The organism is Tenacibaculum sp. Ill (assembly GCF_051938915.1).
In the GTDB taxonomy this organism is placed as follows: domain Bacteria; phylum Bacteroidota; class Bacteroidia; order Flavobacteriales; family Flavobacteriaceae; genus Polaribacter; species Polaribacter larymnensis.
The window spans coordinates 1,804,965-1,822,397 of sequence record NZ_JBPSCW010000002.1 but is presented as its reverse complement, the minus strand read 5'-3'; the positions used below and the strand labels follow the sequence as shown (position 1 = coordinate 1,822,397).

Annotated in this window: 16 protein-coding genes; 7 read left to right on the top strand and 9 right to left on the bottom strand. The window is 29.7% G+C overall.

Features of this window, described 5'->3' with window-relative positions:
* Window positions 1-113: 113 nt before the first annotated feature.
* The 6 genes from mnmE (at window position 114) to ACTPNM_RS08585 (ending at window position 7,683) form a co-directional block, all read left to right on the top strand.
* Window positions 114-1,508, top strand: coding sequence for a tRNA uridine-5-carboxymethylaminomethyl(34) synthesis GTPase MnmE (gene mnmE, locus ACTPNM_RS08610; protein ID WP_274640702.1), 1,395 nt, complete (start codon window positions 114-116; stop codon window positions 1,506-1,508).
* 102 nt (window positions 1,509-1,610) lie between these two features.
* Window positions 1,611-2,243, top strand: a complete 633-nt coding sequence (locus tag ACTPNM_RS08605; RefSeq protein ID WP_440121377.1) for a hypothetical protein — start codon at window positions 1,611-1,613, stop codon at window positions 2,241-2,243.
* Window positions 2,244-2,276: 33 nt separating this feature from the next.
* Window positions 2,277-3,074: a hypothetical protein gene (locus ACTPNM_RS08600; RefSeq protein ID WP_440121376.1), complete on the top strand. Its 798-nt coding sequence runs from the start codon at window positions 2,277-2,279 to the stop codon at window positions 3,072-3,074.
* Window positions 3,075-3,098: 24 nt separating this feature from the next.
* Window positions 3,099-4,094: a metal-dependent hydrolase gene (locus ACTPNM_RS08595; protein WP_440121375.1), complete on the top strand. Its 996-nt coding sequence runs from the start codon at window positions 3,099-3,101 to the stop codon at window positions 4,092-4,094.
* A gap of 182 nt (window positions 4,095-4,276) precedes the next feature.
* Window positions 4,277-5,173: a hypothetical protein gene (locus ACTPNM_RS08590; RefSeq protein ID WP_440121374.1), complete on the top strand. Its 897-nt coding sequence runs from the start codon at window positions 4,277-4,279 to the stop codon at window positions 5,171-5,173.
* 134 nt (window positions 5,174-5,307) lie between these two features.
* Window positions 5,308-7,683: an FdhF/YdeP family oxidoreductase gene (locus ACTPNM_RS08585; protein ID WP_440121373.1), complete on the top strand. Its 2,376-nt coding sequence runs from the start codon at window positions 5,308-5,310 to the stop codon at window positions 7,681-7,683.
* A gap of 6 nt (window positions 7,684-7,689) precedes the next feature.
* Here the strand turns inward: ACTPNM_RS08585 and ACTPNM_RS08580 are convergent, their stop codons facing one another.
* Both ACTPNM_RS08580 and ACTPNM_RS08575 read right to left on the bottom strand, forming a co-directional pair.
* On the bottom strand, window positions 7,690-7,980 hold the full coding sequence (locus tag ACTPNM_RS08580; RefSeq protein WP_440121372.1) for a chaperone modulator CbpM: 291 nt from the start codon (window positions 7,978-7,980) through the stop codon (window positions 7,690-7,692).
* A gap of 2 nt (window positions 7,981-7,982) precedes the next feature.
* Window positions 7,983-8,885: a DnaJ C-terminal domain-containing protein gene (locus tag ACTPNM_RS08575; protein WP_440121371.1), complete on the bottom strand. Its 903-nt coding sequence runs from the start codon at window positions 8,883-8,885 to the stop codon at window positions 7,983-7,985.
* Window positions 8,886-8,997: 112 nt separating this feature from the next.
* Between ACTPNM_RS08575 and ACTPNM_RS08570 the strand changes: the two genes are divergently transcribed.
* Window positions 8,998-9,357, top strand: a complete 360-nt coding sequence (locus ACTPNM_RS08570; protein WP_440121370.1) for a hypothetical protein — start codon at window positions 8,998-9,000, stop codon at window positions 9,355-9,357.
* Window positions 9,358-9,373: 16 nt separating this feature from the next.
* Here ACTPNM_RS08570 and ACTPNM_RS08565 read toward each other — a convergent pair whose 3' ends face one another.
* The 7 genes from ACTPNM_RS08565 to ACTPNM_RS08535 form a co-directional block, all read right to left on the bottom strand.
* Window positions 9,374-10,696, bottom strand: a complete 1,323-nt coding sequence (locus ACTPNM_RS08565) for a glycosyltransferase family 2 protein (protein ID WP_440121369.1) — start codon at window positions 10,694-10,696, stop codon at window positions 9,374-9,376.
* A complete protein-coding gene (locus tag ACTPNM_RS08560) occupies window positions 10,693-12,066 on the bottom strand; it encodes a hypothetical protein (RefSeq protein ID WP_440121368.1) in 1,374 nt (457 codons plus the stop codon). Before ACTPNM_RS08560 ends, ACTPNM_RS08565 begins: the two co-directional genes overlap by 4 nt.
* Before the next feature lie 31 nt (window positions 12,067-12,097).
* Window positions 12,098-13,462, bottom strand: a complete 1,365-nt coding sequence (locus ACTPNM_RS08555; protein WP_440121367.1) for a nucleotide sugar dehydrogenase — start codon at window positions 13,460-13,462, stop codon at window positions 12,098-12,100.
* Between the two features lie 286 nt (window positions 13,463-13,748).
* A complete protein-coding gene (locus ACTPNM_RS08550; RefSeq protein WP_440121366.1) occupies window positions 13,749-14,768 on the bottom strand; it encodes a hypothetical protein in 1,020 nt (339 codons plus the stop codon).
* On the bottom strand, window positions 14,755-16,296 hold the full coding sequence (locus ACTPNM_RS08545; RefSeq protein ID WP_440121365.1) for a hypothetical protein: 1,542 nt from the start codon (window positions 16,294-16,296) through the stop codon (window positions 14,755-14,757). Before ACTPNM_RS08545 ends, ACTPNM_RS08550 begins: the two co-directional genes overlap by 14 nt.
* A gap of 96 nt (window positions 16,297-16,392) precedes the next feature.
* A complete protein-coding gene (locus tag ACTPNM_RS08540) occupies window positions 16,393-17,103 on the bottom strand; it encodes a LytR/AlgR family response regulator transcription factor (protein ID WP_440121364.1) in 711 nt (236 codons plus the stop codon).
* A 10-nt stretch (window positions 17,104-17,113) separates the two neighbouring features.
* Window positions 17,114-17,431, bottom strand: coding sequence for an Hpt domain-containing protein (locus tag ACTPNM_RS08535; RefSeq protein ID WP_440121363.1), 318 nt, complete (start codon window positions 17,429-17,431; stop codon window positions 17,114-17,116).
* Between the last annotated feature and the right edge of the window lie 2 nt (window positions 17,432-17,433).

Genomic DNA, 17,433 nt, shown 5'->3' with positions numbered 1-17,433 from the left:
AGGTTTAAAAAATGAAATGTTAAAAAAGGGGGTTTTCCCCTATGGCCATACAGGTAAAAAATATGTTCTATATATTTTATAATACTTCTTTTTTAATTAGGTAATTTTGCAGTATGATACAAAACGATACAATTATTGCTTTAGCAACACCAGCAGGGGTTGGTGCTATTGCTGTTATTAGACTTTCTGGGGAAAAATCGATAAAAATTGTAGATTCATTTTTCTCTTCTATAAAGAAAAATAAATCATTATTAAATCAAAAATCTCATACCCTACACTTAGGTCATATTGTAAATAATGGAGTTGTTATTGATCAAGTTTTAGTATCTATTTTTAAAAACCCGCACTCTTATACTGGTGAAGATGTAGTAGAAATTTCGTGTCATGGTTCTAGTTTTATTCAACAAGAAATCATTCAACTTTTCTTACAAAATGGTTGTAGAATGGCTGATAATGGCGAGTTTACTATGCGTGCTTTTTTAAATGGTAAAATGGATTTATCGCAAGCTGAGGCTGTGGCCGATGTTATTGCTTCTAATTCTGCTGCTTCTCATCAAATGGCAATTCAGCAGATGCGTGGAGGTATCACCAATGAATTAAAAGAGTTAAGAGCTCAACTATTAGATTTCGCTGCATTAATTGAGCTTGAACTAGATTTTTCTGGTGAGGATGTTGAGTTTGCTGATAGAACCAAATTTAAAGAATTGGTTGCTAAGATATCAGCTGTTTTAAAGCGTTTAATTGATTCTTTTGCTTTTGGAAATGCTATGAAAAATGGAATTCCTGTTGCTATTATTGGAGAACCTAACGTTGGTAAATCTACGTTGTTAAATGCCTTACTAAACGAAGAAAAAGCTATTGTATCTGATATTGCTGGTACTACTCGTGATGCTATTGAAGATGAACTAATTATTGATGGTGTTGTTTTCCGTTTTATAGATACTGCTGGTATTAGAGAAACTGAAGATGTTGTTGAGAGTATCGGAATTAAAAAAGCTTATGAAAAAGCAGAAAATGCACAACTAATTATCTTTTTAATTGATTCTAATAAATACATACACTCAAAAGAATTATTTTTAGAAGAAATAGCAACTATTAAACAGCGTTTTCCTAATAAACGTCTGTTAGTTATTGCTAATAAAATAGATACATTATCTTGCCATGACTCTTCTATTTTACAATCAGAAATTGAAAACTTAATTCTACTTTCTGCTAAACAAAATATTGGTGTTGATGAGTTAAAACAAGAACTTATTTCTTTAGTGAATACAGGTGCTTTAAGTAACAATGAAACAATTGTTACTAACTCACGCCACTTCGAAGCATTAAACCATGCTCTAGAAAGTATTAATTCGGTAAAAAATGGAATTGATTTAGATATTTCTTCTGATTTATTTGCTATTGATATTCGAGAATGTCTACGACACTTAGGAAATATCACTGGTGAATATGATGTTGACAAGGATATTTTAGGTCATATTTTTGGGAATTTCTGTATCGGAAAGTAAGTTTATTTTCTCAAATTTATAACGGTTTACTACGCTTATAAAACAAATTTCTATCTACTTACATGGGTTTATAATTTTACTATAAAATTTTAAACTTAAAAAATGGGATTATACATTACTAGCGGAGCACTAGCTAGCTTTAAAGAAATGGATGAAGAAGCTTTTCAGCATTACTCTTCGATATTTAAAAATATCAACAAATTATTAGAATTAAATGGACTTACACCTTACGAAGAACCAACTGAATTAGAAGATGGTCCTTTAGATCTTGGTGGATTTTCTTACGATTTTATTCATCACTTAAGACGTTTTTACGCTTATTGTGCCGAATATGAAGATTGGACTCCTACTCCATTTAGCCCTAACAGTGAGCCTAATGAAGATTCTATTATAGATGACCATGCATCATTATTAACTTGTCATCTTATATGTCATTCAGATTGTACAGGTTTTTATGTTCCTGTGGATTTTATCGATATTGTTTTTGATAATGATGAGACTCCTATTGATGGTGCAATGATTGGTTCGTCATACACACTTTTTAAGGAATTAAAATTTATAGCAAATAAGCTTAATATTCAACTAGATGAAGAAGATACTATTGTAAATATTGATGCTGTAAATAAATCAATAAACACAGAAGAAAACTTTTGGAGAGAGAAACTAGTTTGGTGTGAATTATTTAAAGCTGCAAAGCATAGTATTCGCAACAAAGCAGCAATCATTTTTCATTAAAAAATTCAATAATTAATAAAACACATCTCATAAATGGAAAGAGAGATAATAATACAGTCACAAGAAAAAAAATATCAAACTATAGGAAAGCTTACTACAAGTAAAATTATTGATTTTTTTATCGAAAGTGAAAACGAAGCTTTACTCCATAAGTTTCAAGGTCAATTTTACCCGTATCGTCATTATGATATTAATGCAACACTAACAAAAGCTTTAAAAGGAATAGACAAGCAAAAAATTGTTGATGCTTATTTTCACGCCTCTAGATTAGGTATTATTACAAAAGTAAAAGAAAACAATTATCCCCTTTTACAAAAAGGTATTGAAAGAGCACTATCCTCAATTGGAAAAGGATATAATATTAATGTTTTAAGACCTAGTACGGTATATTTACTCTTTGGAGTGAACTCACTAAATGACATAGAAAACCTATACAATACAAAGTATAATAAGTTTTTAGAGAATTTAAAGTTTGTTACCAAGGTTAACTCTTATACAAGTTATCCTAGTCTAAGAAGAAAACTAAAAGCATCACTTTTCTTAGAGAATCCTATACTTTTAAAAAGGGCTCAAAAAATGACTCCTTTCTGTAATCAATTTAATTTTGAAACAGCTGGAGCATTGGTTCTACTACTGGTTGACTCTTCTAAAACTTCAAAGCAAGTTCTTTTTGAGTATCATAAAACAGACTTACCTAGAGAAACAGTTTGGGTTCTTGGTAGTTTTTATAAAGACTTTAAAACTTCCGAAGCAAATAAACTACTACTTAACGACTTATATAATAAATATCCTGCGGAATGGGTTGACGAATATTATAACTCTATTTACTAGTAGTTTTATAAGTATTTTTGCTTTATGGATTCACTTACACAAATTGTTCTTGGAGCAGCAGTTGGAGAAGCTGTATTAGGAAAAAAAGTTGGTAATAAAGCAATGCTTTACGGTGCTATTGCTGGTACAATTCCCGATTTAGATGTATATGTTGGAAAACTTTTCGATACTGTTACTGCTCTAGAAATACACAGAGGTTTTACACACTCTGTTTTTTTTGCAATTACTTTTGGGTGGATTTTCGGTTGGCTCATTTCCTTGTATGAGAAAAAAGCCTCCACAAAAGAATGGGCGTTACTCATGTTTTGGGAATTTATAACACATCCTATTCTAGATGCCCATACTACTTGGGGAACTCAACTTTTTTGGCCTTTAGACATACGGTTAGCTTTCAAAAATATTTTTGTTATAGATCCACTATATACACTACCTTTTTTGGTGTTTCTTTTAATGGCTATGTTTCAATCAAAAACATCTAAAAAAAGAAGAAAATATAACAACTTAGGTCTTATAGTAAGTAGTTCTTATATGGCAATTACCATTATTGTCAAGGGAATTACTTATACTAAATTTGCGAATGCTTTAAAAGAACAAGGAATAACTTATAAAGAAATAGGAACCAAACCAACACCCTTTAATACTATTTTATGGTCAGCAAATGTTGAAACTGAAGATGCTTACCTTATTGGTTATTATTCATTTTTTGACACTAAACCTATTGAGTTCTACTCTTATCCTAAAAATCATAACTTATTGGGTGATTACAAAGATGATACTTCTGTAAAACGACTCATTAAAATCACCAAAGGTTGGTATACTGTTTCTGAAAAAAACAATATGTTATACTTAAACGATCTTCGTTTCGGGCTTTTAAGCGTAGCTCCTAATTTTCAACAGTTTGCTTTTAGCTTTGAAATAGCTGAAAAACAAGGTGAAATTATTATAAATGAAGTTCCTAGGAATCGTGAAAAAGCAAAACAATTATTAACAGATTTATGGGAAAGAATTAAAGGAAATTAATTGAGTAATTCCTAGTATATATCTTAAAATTACTGCTCTATTATAAAGCAAAATTACTCAGATTTCAGACAAAATACTTTTGCTTTTTTCAACTGATTTTACTACTAAAAAATTAACTTAAATTAATTTTTTTTAAACAGTTTATTCGCGAATTTTGTTGTCTCAAAAAAAAAATCTTACCTATGAAACGTTACCTAAAACAATTAAGCTTTCTTCTTATATCATGTTCCCTATTTATTTCATGTTCAAGTGATGACAATATTGAAGAGCAAAAATATTTAAACATTCCAGATGCTCAATTTGAGACTAAACTAATCAATCTGGGTATAGATTCTGATGGCATTATCAACCAACAACTATTAAAAAGTGACGCATTAGGAGTTATCAGCCTCGATTTAAACTCATCTAATGATGATATAATTACAGACCTAACAGGTATTGAAGGGTTTACTAATCTAAAAAAATTACATGCAACAGGAAACAATTTAACCACAATAAACTTGAGGTTTAATAAACAGTTAGATACTTTGGTACTTGCCGGTAATTACCTTAAAAATATTGATTTGAGTAACAATACAGAATTAATCAAGTTAGACCTTGATGTAAATGAATTAAGTGTTATTACTGGGTTAAAAAATGCTACTAATCTAAAATCGTTAAGTCTATATTATAATTCATTAGAAACGTTAAGTATTGACAACCCTAATTTAGAAACCTTAAATGTTAGAGATAATTTCCTGGTGTCTTTAGATGTTAAAAAGGCAGTAAACTTAAAAACCATTTTAGCACAAAATAATAAGATTTTAGAAGTAGATTTTTCCGCTAATAAAGCTTTAGAAGTTTTAGCTTTATCTGATAACAAGCTTAAAAATATCGACTTGAAATCTAACAGTAATATTGAAGTATTATATTGTTCCAGTAATTTACTTACATCACTCGATATAAGTGGGTTGGTTAATTTGAGTCGCTTAACTGTTAATGCAAATCCTAGCTTATTCTGTATTAAGATACATAATGGCCAAAATATCCCCACGTTTTCTAAATCTGATTACCAAGAATTTAACACAAACTGTGATTAATAAAATCTTACTATGATGATATCTCCTTATTATTTAATTTAACTTAAATTACTTTTACTAAAACAATAATTCTAAGATAATATCACTTCGTTTTTTTTCTTAATTTTATATCTCTTAAAGATTATAGAAAAACAATGGATAACAAACCTAATAAACAAGCCGATAAACAACCTTCTGCTGAACCTCCATACAAATTATTAAGCTTAAGAACTGGTAAACCTAAAGATTGGGCTGCAGGAATTCCTGGAGTCACAAACGCTATAAAGAGTTTAATAAACGATAAAGCTTTAGTTAGAGGAGGAAAAGCTTTGTTTAAAATGAATCAGTTTGATGGTTTTGATTGTCCTAGTTGTGGTTGGCCCGATCCTGATGATGAGCGATCGCCTATTGCTGAATATTGTGAAAATGGTGCAAAAGCTATAGCTGAAGAAGCTACTAGTAAAAGAATTACTACAGAATTTTTTTTAAAAAATTCTATTTATGAGCTTTCTCAATTAACTGATTATGAAATTGGACATCTAGGTAGACTTTCTGAGCCTATGTACCTTCCTAAAAATGGTACACATTATGAACCTATTAGCTGGGACAATGCTTTTGCAAAAATTGCCGAACACTTAAATAGGTTAGAGTCTCCAGATAATGCTGCTTTTTACACTTCTGGAAGAACAAGTAACGAAGCTTCTTTTGCATATCAACTTTTTGTGCGTGAATTTGGAACTAACAATTTCCCTGATTGTTCTAATATGTGTCACGAAACCTCTGGTTTTACCTTAGCCTCAGTTACGGGTATAGGAAAAGGAACTGCTACTTTAAAAGACTTCTACGATACCGATGTCATCATGATTATTGGTCAAAATCCAGGAACTAACTCTCCACGAATGTTAAGTGCTTTAGAAAAAGGGAAAAAGAACGGAGCTAAAATTATTGCTGTTAACCCTCTTCCCGAAGCTGGTTTAATGGGATTCCGAGATCCCCAAAAAATAAGTGGTATTTTAGGAAAAGGTATCCAACTTGCCGATTTACATCTTCCTGTTAAAATTAATGGAGATTTAGCATTGCTAAAAGCTATCGAACTCTTACTATTACATTTTGAGAAAGAAACTCCTGGTAAAGTTTTTGACCAAGAATTCATCAATAATAAAACAGTTGGCTACGAGGATTTAATAAAACAAATTGAAAGTTATAATTTAGATGAATTAGCAATAGCATCGGGTATTTTAAAAGAAGATATTCAAAAAGCTGCAGAAATGTTAGCTTATAAAAACCGAATTATCATTTGTTGGGGAATGGGACTTACGCAACAACCTAACGGAGTTGATATTATAAAAGAAGTTCTAAACCTGTTATTCTTAAAAGGAAGTATTGGTAAGCCCGGAGCAGGTTCTTGCCCTGTACGTGGACATAGTAATGTACAAGGAAATAGAACGATGCTTATTAACCACAGTCCTTCTAGAGAGCAACTTGATAAATTGCAAGAAGTTTTTGACTTTAATCCGCCAAGAAATAATGGCTATGATGTTGTGAATACCATAAAGGCTATGAATGAAGGAAAAATTAAAGTACATTTTAGCATGGGAGGAAATTTCTTATCAGCAACTCCTGACACCACTTATACTGCAAATGGAATGAGACAGCTTAATTTGTCTGTTTCTGTTTCAACTAAGTTAAACCGAACTCATTTGATTCATGGAAAAGAGGCTTTAATTTTACCTACTATTTCTAAAAGTGAAATTGATATGATTAACGGTGAGCATCAGTATACAAGTGCTGAAAATGCTATGGGAATTGTTGAATGGTCTAAAGGAGTATTAAAACCTATTTCTGACAAACTTATCAACGAGACTCATATTGTGTGTCGTATGGCAAAAGCTACTTTAGGAAATAAAAGTGTGGTTGATTGGGATAGATATATGAATAGTTATGATGCTGTAAGAGATGATATAGAAAAATGTATTCCTGGTTTTGACAACTACAATGTTCGTGTAAAACAAAAAGGCGGATTTTACTTACCTAATGCAGCTCGTGAAGGGAACTTTAAAACAAAAGAGTTTGGAGATCGTGCTCCATTTTCTATAACCACATTGCCTCAAAACACTCTAGCTGATGATGAGTATTTAATGGCTACAGTAAGAACACACGACCAATTCAATACTACTATTTATGGATTAAATGATCGTTACCGTGGAATTCATAATGAACGTCGTGTAATTTTCATGAATAAAAAAGATATAGAAAAAGCTGGTTTTACATCTGGTGATAAGGTAGATTTATACAATTATGACAACAATACAGAGCGTATTGCTCCACTATTTATTATTGTTGAATATCCTATCCCTGAAAAAAATACAGTTACTTACTTCCCTGAAACCAATGTATTAGTTTCAATTCATAATACTGTAAAAGGAAGTAACATGCCCGCTTCAAAACATATTAAAATTAAAATTAAAAAGCACAATCCTGACATCAATGATAAAATAGACGGAACTCTTTATAAGAAATCTAACTCATAAATTAGTTTACTCGTATAGTTTTAATTTATTTTCTAGTTGTTGAATCGTTTTATGCATGGAATCCATTCTATCAAGCATATTATTAATCACGTCTATACCTTGCATATTTACCTCTAAATCGTAATGCAATCTGATTATTTTCTCTAAAATCGGCAACTGTTCTGTGTGTAAATACTTGTTCGAATCTTTTACTACAAACTCTATGAGTTGAAAAGACTCAATACTTTCTATAAATTGTTCATCTAAATTGTGATGAACAATAACTTTCTGTACACTTATTAACTCTTTATCGCTCATATCTATTTCAATTTAGAAAGTTTTGTAAATAACTCTCGTTGTTCTTCTGTTAAATTGGTAGGGGTATTTACTTTATAAGTAACATACAAATCACCATACTGACCTTCTTTTTTATATTTTGGAAACCCTTTTCCTTTTAATCTGATTTTAGTTCCATTTTTAGTTCCTGATTTTACTTTTAATTTAACCTTATCAACAAAGGTATTAATCACTACCTCTCCACCCAATACTGCGGTGTATAAATCAATAGCCTGTTCCGTGTATAAATTAGCGCCATCACGTTTAAAATTAATATCAGGTTTAATATCAAAAGTGATGTATAAATCTCCTTTAGGACCGCCATTAATTCCCTCGCCTCCATGACCTTTTATTTTAATTGTCTGACCATTTTCTACACCAGCAGGAATCTTTATTCGTATCTTTTTATCATTTACTATCAGTACTTGCTTTTGTGAAGTATATACATCTCTTAAATTCAATTGTAAAGTTGCATTAAAATCTTGTCCTCTAAATTGAGCTGTTCGTCTATCTGATCTTCCTCCTCCACCAAAGGCAGCATTAAAAAAGTCAGAAAAATCAGTTCCATCAAAACCTGAAGATGAATATTGCTGATAAGACCCTCCTCTTCCAAATCCACTTTGACTAGCACGTTGTTTTTTAGCCTCCTCATATGCTTCTGCATGTTGCCAGTTTTCTCCGTATTCATCGTACTTTTTACGATTTTCAGGGTTACTTAATACTTCATTTGCTTCATTTATTTGCTGAAACTTCTTTTTAGCTTCTTCATCATTTGGGTTTGTATCTGGATGATATTTTCTTGCTAACTTCCGATAGGCTTTTTTTATATCGGCAGCAGTTGCTTTTTTATTTATTCCTAAAACTTTGTAATAATCTATAAATTCCATATCAATTCGATTGACCTAACACACTAAATTTACAAAATATAATTACACTAAACCAATACTTTAGCTCTACACTATTTTTAATGTATTTTTGCATTCTTATTTTGATAATTGAATGACGGTAGAAGATTTAGTAGGAACATATAATATTATTGGTAGTAATCAGGATGAAAGTGAAAACACTTATAAAGGAACTCTTTCTTTAACGCTTGATGAAAATAATAGAATTCTTGCCAAATGGCTTATTAATAATGAACAAGAACAGCATGGAACTGGTTTCTTTAAAAACAACATCCTTGTAATTAATTTTAACTACACTGATGATGACAATACTATTTATAAAGGTGTTGTAGTTTATTCTTGTCTTTCTAAAAATATTTTAGACGGATTTTGGTCTGAAAAACACGGAAACCCTTTATTTCTTGGTGAAGAACGTTGTTTTAGAGTACAGGAATCACACGAATTACTTAACTAAGCTTTTATTGCTTCTTTTACAAACCAGCTCTTTTAGCTTGTATTGAAGATTTATATGGATTCCAAGGGTCTTCGAATGATCGTTTGAAAAAGAACTCTTTATAATAAGCTATAGTTCTTACTATTCTTAAGTAAGTTCCTGTATATATCGTCATTAAAATAACATAAGGCCACAAGTATTTTTCTTCTTCTCTTCTTTCTGAAAAAATGTAAATACTTAGCATTTGCACATACGACATTACAAAGTATAATGTGAAGTTCATTGGGATAATAAACTGTAAAGAACTGTTATAATTTACAATAATATCTATGATATAAACCCACCACATGATATCTAAAATAACATTGTAAAATACGTTTTCTGCAAGTGAAAAAAAAGTTGACCAATTAAAATTTGCCGTAGGAAAATACACATCTTTATGTTTACGAACTCTAAAACGGATAATAGATTTATCCCATCGCAAACGTTGTTTTGTCAATACTTTAAATTTCGAAGGCGCATTGGTTAAACAAATCGCTTTTTCTTGAAAATATACTTTATAGCCAGACTTTCTAATCTTTACTGTGATATCTCCATCCAAACCTGGACCTATATCCCATCCGCCAATACTATCTATTACATCTTTTCTAAAAGCTCCGAATGCTCCTGAAATAATTTTATAGATTCCCAAATAAGACGTAATTATTCTCCCTACTGATACTGTTTTTAAATACTCTATTGCTTGTAGTTTTGCGCATAAACTTTCTTTGTAGTTTCTCACTTTTACATTTCCTCCTACTGCAGCAATTTTATCGTTTATAAAAAAAGGTAAAAGTACTTGTTCAATTGCATCGCTATCAAAAGAACAATCGGCATCCAAATGCACGATGTATTTACCTTTGCTAAAACGCAGCGCTAAATTTGCTGCTGATGCTTTTCCTCCTCTCATCTCATTTCTTATAAACATATCTATCAACCCTAAACGTTCTAGGTTTTTACCTATGATAGGAGTATCATCATCAGAACCATCATCAACAATAATTAGTTCAAAATTTTTAAACGTTTGTTCTGCCAATGATTTAGTTAACTTATACAAATGCTTTCCTTCATTTTTCCCTGGAATGATTACAGATACAAAAGGGTTTTCTTGAAAGAGTTTTCTTTTAGCTTCTTCAAATTTTTTAGCTCTTTTTTTTCCTGTAATGAGAAAAATAAATGCGATTACATAGTCTATGATTATATAACGTGTAAACTCAAAGATTACGAAATACCAAAACACTCTTATAAATTTTGATAAGCCAACCACAAACCAGTAATTTACATATTCTGGAACTAAATTATGTAGACTTAAAAATATCATTCGAAATACGTATTTGAGTTATCGGTTCCTAAAATTTTATGAATCTCTATTTTGATTTCTTGTTGGGTATCACTCAAGTTATCTGACAATAGCTTTGATAAATTATATTGTATGTTCTCTAGTCTTTCTAACTGATTTTCTTTAGTTTCTGGGAGTAAAATATAGTAGCTATTAAACTTTTCTGCAGATAAGATGTCTGAAGCTTTTAAATACGATTGTATTATTGAACTTATTTCTTTGGTTAGGTTTAATTTTAAATCGGTGTTTAACAATTCTAACTGCTTATTTTCAAATGTTATTTTTGTCAAATAACTATCTCCTTGTGTTACTTCTATTCTCTTTATTTCCTGATTTACTATAATTTTGAAAAGATTAGTATTCATACTATCTACAGAAATAGTTTCCAACTGAGGTTGATTTGTACTTTCTTGATTGAACAACATTTGTTCTCCTATTTCGGTTATTTTATAACTTCCAATTGTTTTTTCTAAAAGCTCATCTAATTTGTTTTCTGTTTCACAATCTAAACACAAGGCTTTCATGTTGGCATTTTGAAATTCGTGATTACAAGTATTACACGAATAGATTGATGAAGGTTTATCATAATCTATTCCGATATGTCTGAGATTTTTATCACATTTCGGACAAGCCAAACCATCGTCAACTTTAAAATCTTTTTCTGGTGCTACATGAGCACAAACAAAATGATGAACCATATCATTTGCTACTATATCAATAGAATCACATTTCGGACAGCATTCTCTAAAATTTAGATAATTCCCAGAACAACTTTTGCAAAGGTGTACATAGTCTTTTAAACTTACAGATAAACTATTTTCTTTTACTGCTTTTTCTAAATTTCTTAATAATGATATTGCTTCATTTTTTTTGTAGAACAATGAGATAAATGGAAATTCATATCCTATATAACTTTCTCTAGTTGCAATTGGTGTTAAAACTTTATTTCTCGAATAAGAAAATGCCATTGTTTTTAACTGAATAAGCTTTTCATGAGAAATTGCTTTAGGTGCTGTTAGGTTCTTTATTCTCTTTTTTATAGTTATTACTCTTTGTATATAAGAAGAGAATATGTTTAGCTCTACGTCACCATCGGTATGAATGGCTACTTCTTTAGGTAATTTGTAAATGCTATTCACAAACAATGGCGACAGACTAACTTGAATGTTTTTGTGTGTTCTTATACTATAAATAATGTCATTTGCATTGGTTACTGTATCTGTATCAATAATAAAACCATCTAAATATGCTAGCTCTTCGTTTTGTAGCTCGCTAGTATGTGAAACCAACAAGAACGAATAACCATCTTGTATGATTCTTCTCGAATTTGATTTCTTTAAAACATTTAGCATGATTTCTACTTTTAATAGTTAACTTTATACTTTACAATGACATATATACTTCTGCTGGAAATTTGTCTTTTTTATCTCCTTTAACATCAAAAATTAATGTTTCTTTCGTTCCATTCTTTAAATAATCGTAGTATGCTAGATGCTTATAATCTTCATGATCCACAGCTAAAATGATTGCATCAAACGCTTCCGAGGTGGTATTTTTAATGGTAAGTCCATAACGTTGCTTTACTTCTTTTGGATCAACCATATAGTCTTGCACTACTACATTATATCCTCTTTTTTGAAGTTCTAAACACATTTCTGCTGTTTTAGAATTTCTAATATCATTTACATTTTCTTTAAAAGCTACTCCTTTTACTAAAATTGAAATATTATTTTTTAAAAACCTTTTAGCATATAACTTTCTTTCTATTTGTAAAACAATGTGATTTATCATGCTTTCATTTACTTCTCTAACTTGCTCAAGTAGCTTTGGGGTATACCTCATTTCCTTTGCCTTGTGTATTAAATAATACGGATCAACTCCTATACAGTGCCCTCCCACTAATCCTGGAAAATAATTATGAAAATTCCATTTAGTTCCTGCAGCTTGCAGTACATCTTTTGTGTTAATTTCTAGCGCATTGAAAATTTGTGATAATTCATTCATTAAACCAATATTTACATCTCTTTGAATATTTTCTACCACTTTTGCAGCTTCAGCTACCTTAATTGCTGGTGCTCTGTGTACACCTGCTGTTACTACTTCTTCGTACACTTTTGCCACTGTTTCAAGAGATTCATCTGTACTTGCCGAAACAATTTTTTTAATTTTTGTAAACGTGTGTTGTGTATCTCCTGGATTAATTCTTTCTGGTGAATATCCTACAGTAAAATCCTTATTTAGTTTTAATCTTGAAATTCTTTCTAAAATAGGTACACAAACCTCTTCGGTACATCCTGGAAATACTGTTGATTCAAAAACCACACAGTCTCCTTTTTTTAAGTATTTAGCAATCGTAGCTGTAGCTGATTTTAACGGTGTTAAATTTGGCTTTTTTAAATCATCTATAGGAGTTGGTACCGCTACGATGTAAAATTTAGCTTCTTTTAAAATTTCATCATTCGACGTAAAGCTTATATCCTTTCCTTTAAACTCTTCTGAAGGTAATTCTTTACATGGATCTTTATGTTGCATTAACTGTAGTACTTTACCATCATTAACATCAAACCCAATTACTTTAAATTTTGATGCCATATGTACAGCCAATGGAAGCCCCACATATCCTAAACCAACAACTGCCATGTTTTCTTTTTTCTCTAAAAGGTTAGTGAATAATTGGTTTTTCTTGTAAGCTAATTTTGGAAATTGATTTTCAACCTGTAACCTGTTTGTTTTTAACGCTGTGCTCATCTTGTTTGTTTTTTTGTTAATTAATATACTGCTAAATTACACTGGCTTTTAAGCTATTTGAGTGGTTATTGGTTTACTAAAAACTTTCTGTAGATGAAAAAACAATAACTATAGATTAATGGTTTTAATCGTTTTTATATGAGTAGAAATATTATCGATTAATGACAGCAGAAACAACACCATTTCCTCTAGTAGCAGCTTGTCTATAGCTTTCATCCAAGTATATCTACAATAAAAAACCTGTGAAGTAAACTTCACAGGTTCATTTTTTTATTTTAAAGTCTTATTAAAACTTTCCTACTTTAATTTTTAAGTTCAATTTATAAAACTTAGCCCAATCAGAAATTTGTTCTTTATGTAAAGGTATAATCTCTGTTAAAATATTTCTTTCTGTTGGCTCATATTTCTTTTGAAATTCAGTTGGTGCCTTATAAGTTGCTATATAAAGTTTATTAATAATTCCTTTAGAAATTGTTTTATCAGGAAACTCTACCTCTACAATAGCTCCTTTATTTATTTTAGACAGATCTTTTAAGTTAAAATATGCTTTTATAAAAACTTTTTCTACATTATGTATTGTTAATACATTTTCTGTTTTGTAACAAGCTTCTTCGCTACTTTTTAAAATTTGCCCAACGACCCCTTTTATTGGAGAGATATATGTATTTTGATAATCTTCATTACTTGTTGTTATTAATTGTGTATCTGGTTTAATTAACTTCTTTTCTGTTTGTAAAAAGTATAATTCGCTCTGTTCCATTTTTATTTGACTTTCAAGTAATATTTTTTGAGTCAGTAAATCGTCTAACTTTGTTTTTGTATATACATCTAGTAAAATAAGTTTTGTTATCTTTTTCTCTTGAATATTCAAAAACGAAAGCCTTTCTTTCAATCCTTTTAACCTTACTTGCTTACTATTAATTTGTCTTTCTATTTCTAATAGGCTGCTATTTTGTTTTTCTTTTCTATCAAAGTTTTTTAATACTATAGATGCGTCACTATCAAAATCGTTTTGAAAGTAATTAAACAACTTACTTCCTTTACTAACTGTATCTCCTTCATTAATATAAATTTCTTTGAGTCTCACATCGTTTGTAAAATTAACATCTACTTTTTCCATTAACATCTGCCCATTACCTTCTAACCATAGAGTTTTATTATACACAAAGCTTGTTAACCAAACAGCAAGCCCAAGAATAATTATAAAATACAAAGCCCTGTCAAAGCTTAGCTTTTTCTTTTTAATTACAGGTTCTTTTAGCGTTCTAATTACTGCCTTTCCTTTTTTATAATTAAATGCTTTCATCTGTTTTTCTTTTAATTTTTTCTAATTCTTCTTTTATAAACTGCTCTACTGTTTTAGTACTCTTATTTACCAAAACATAACTAATTGATGCTTTTTTTAGTTTTTCTTGAATTACTAAATCATTTTTCAATACTGCTACGCTTAATTGTTTAGCCTTTAAAAAATTAAGTTGAAAACTTAGGCTGTAACTTTTACTATTTACAAGTACTAACCTTTCTAAACTTGTTGTTTTTTTAAATGTGTAAGGAACAAACAAAGCATCAATTTTACTAGTTCTATTTAGCTCAAAAAGTCTTGTTATTACTTTATATAACTGTCTTTTTAACTGTAAAATATTCTCTAATATTCTAAATTGTTCTTCTAAAAAATCTAACAATAAAGTCCCTGTATTTTGAGTTTTAAATTCTTCTTTTATTAATTTTAGTATTCTTATTCTTTCTTCTAAAACTTGCCAGTTTTTGTATTCATTTTGCAAGTCTTTTAGTTTTTCATTATACTCACTTATATAAGTGAGTGTGTTATTAAATTGACCTAATGATTTATCTGTTTCTTGTGCTTTTAAAATTTTTATTTTCGTTTCAATAATTTTCTTTCTGTTATTAAAACGTAACGGTGCTTTAAAACGAATACCTACGGAAGGAAAATACCGTTGTATTGCTTCTGAATAACGGTAGTTTTGATTTACATACAACGATAAGTTAATATCATTTAATCGATGCTGTTGTAAGTAGATATTCTCTTCTTTAACGTTTATTGGTGCAGAGGTTTCTTTAAGTGAAAAACTGTCTAACCGTACTTTTAACAGTGGTAGTTTTTTTACTTTTAAATAAGCTGTAGAAACACTATCTCTTAGTAGAACGTTTTCTTTTTCTAACGTTTTTATTTGTTCTTCTAAAACATGTATTTGACTGCTTACTTGTATTAACTTTTCTCTTTTTATTAGTTTTTGGTAATACAGTTTATTCAGTAAATCAAAGTAATCATTTTCAAATGATAAAAATGTTTTTTGTAAGCTAATTACTTCATTGTTTAAAACATAGTTGTAATCTATTTTAAACTGCCTTCTCCATAACTCCTTTTGTACTTTATCACTTTCCTCTTTTAATACGACTATTTGATTCTCAACTCTTTTAGCCTTTGTTTGGTTTTCAAAGTATCCTGACTTTAATACGTTCCATTCTACTTCTGCTTTTACACTAGTAATTATTGAAGTGTTTGTTTCTTCATCTAAAGCATCACTAAAATTATGATTTGCATTTACTTTAAACACTAATCCTATATCGTTTTTATACTGATTAGATTCAAGTGTTTTTAAATCTATCTCTAATAGATTTAAATTTTTGTTTTTTTCTAGTTTGAATTGTTGAAAGGGGAGAAATATCTTAGTCTCATTCTCTGGAAATTTTAATGTGACTTCTGCTTTTTTAACCAAACTTTCTGCATCTTTAATTAAACTCTCTAAAGATTGTCCGAATAAAAAAAATGGCGTAAAAATTAATATAATGATATGTAAACTCCTCTTGTTCATTACTCAAAACTAGCAATAACAAGGACGTTGGAGTATTATAATCGATTAACTGACTATTTACTAAAGATTAATGGCTTTTTTATACAGATGAGACGATTACAGCAAGTTTAATCGCCTTTTTAGTTCATTTCTATTAGATCTGCTCACAGGAACTATATCTTGATTTATAAGTACACTATTATCTTCTATGTCAATAATCTTATTAATATTAATTATATATGATCTGTGTACTTTTAAGAATGATGCTGCAGGCAACTTTTCTTCTATTTTTTTTAAAGGGCTATGAACTATGTAATTTTTTTCTTCTGTTTTAACTTTTATATAATCCCCTTTAGCTTCCACTACATAAATACTTGGTATTTCTATTTTTACCAATCTTCTATCAATGTTTACATATAGTGTATCTGTATCAGTAGATTGAGTGTGGGCTACTGGTTTTAGATTATTTTCTTTTTCTTTTGCCGCTATAATTTTTTCTACCGATTTTTTAAAACGACTTAGTTCTATGGGTTTTACTATATAGTCTACAACAAAATCATATTCAAAAGCTTCCACAGCAAAATTTCTATCAGAGGTAGTCAAAACAATCTTAGGTGGCTTTTTTAAAGTTTGAATCAGATCAAAACCAGTAAAATCAGGCATATGAATATCTAAAAAGATAGCATCTACTTCATTACTATTTAAAAACTTTATTGCTTGTATAGCATTAGAAAACTCACCAACAAGCTTTAACTCTTTTACTTGTTCGCATACTTTTTTAAGAATCATTCTCGACATTAATTCGTCATCTATAACAATGCAGTTCATAGGTAATCTTTTAAATTATCTTCAAAAAATCAAGCATTATAGGTAGTATATTTTCAAAATATTCTTTATTCTCTAAACTATTATCTGCAAGATTGTTTTCAAAGTCGTTGGTTATTTTATAGCTTTTTTCTAAGCCTAAAATACTCATTTTATGTTTAATTCTATGAACAACTTCTTTAGTTTTTTTTAAATCTTCATTTTTTATATGTAAAAAATAACGTTCTATTTCTCCAGAAAGTTCTTCTTTTAAAACTCCAATAACTTGTTTTTTAAACTCTTCATCTCCCTTAGAAAGTTCGTTTATATATAATAGATTTGGTTGCTCCATAA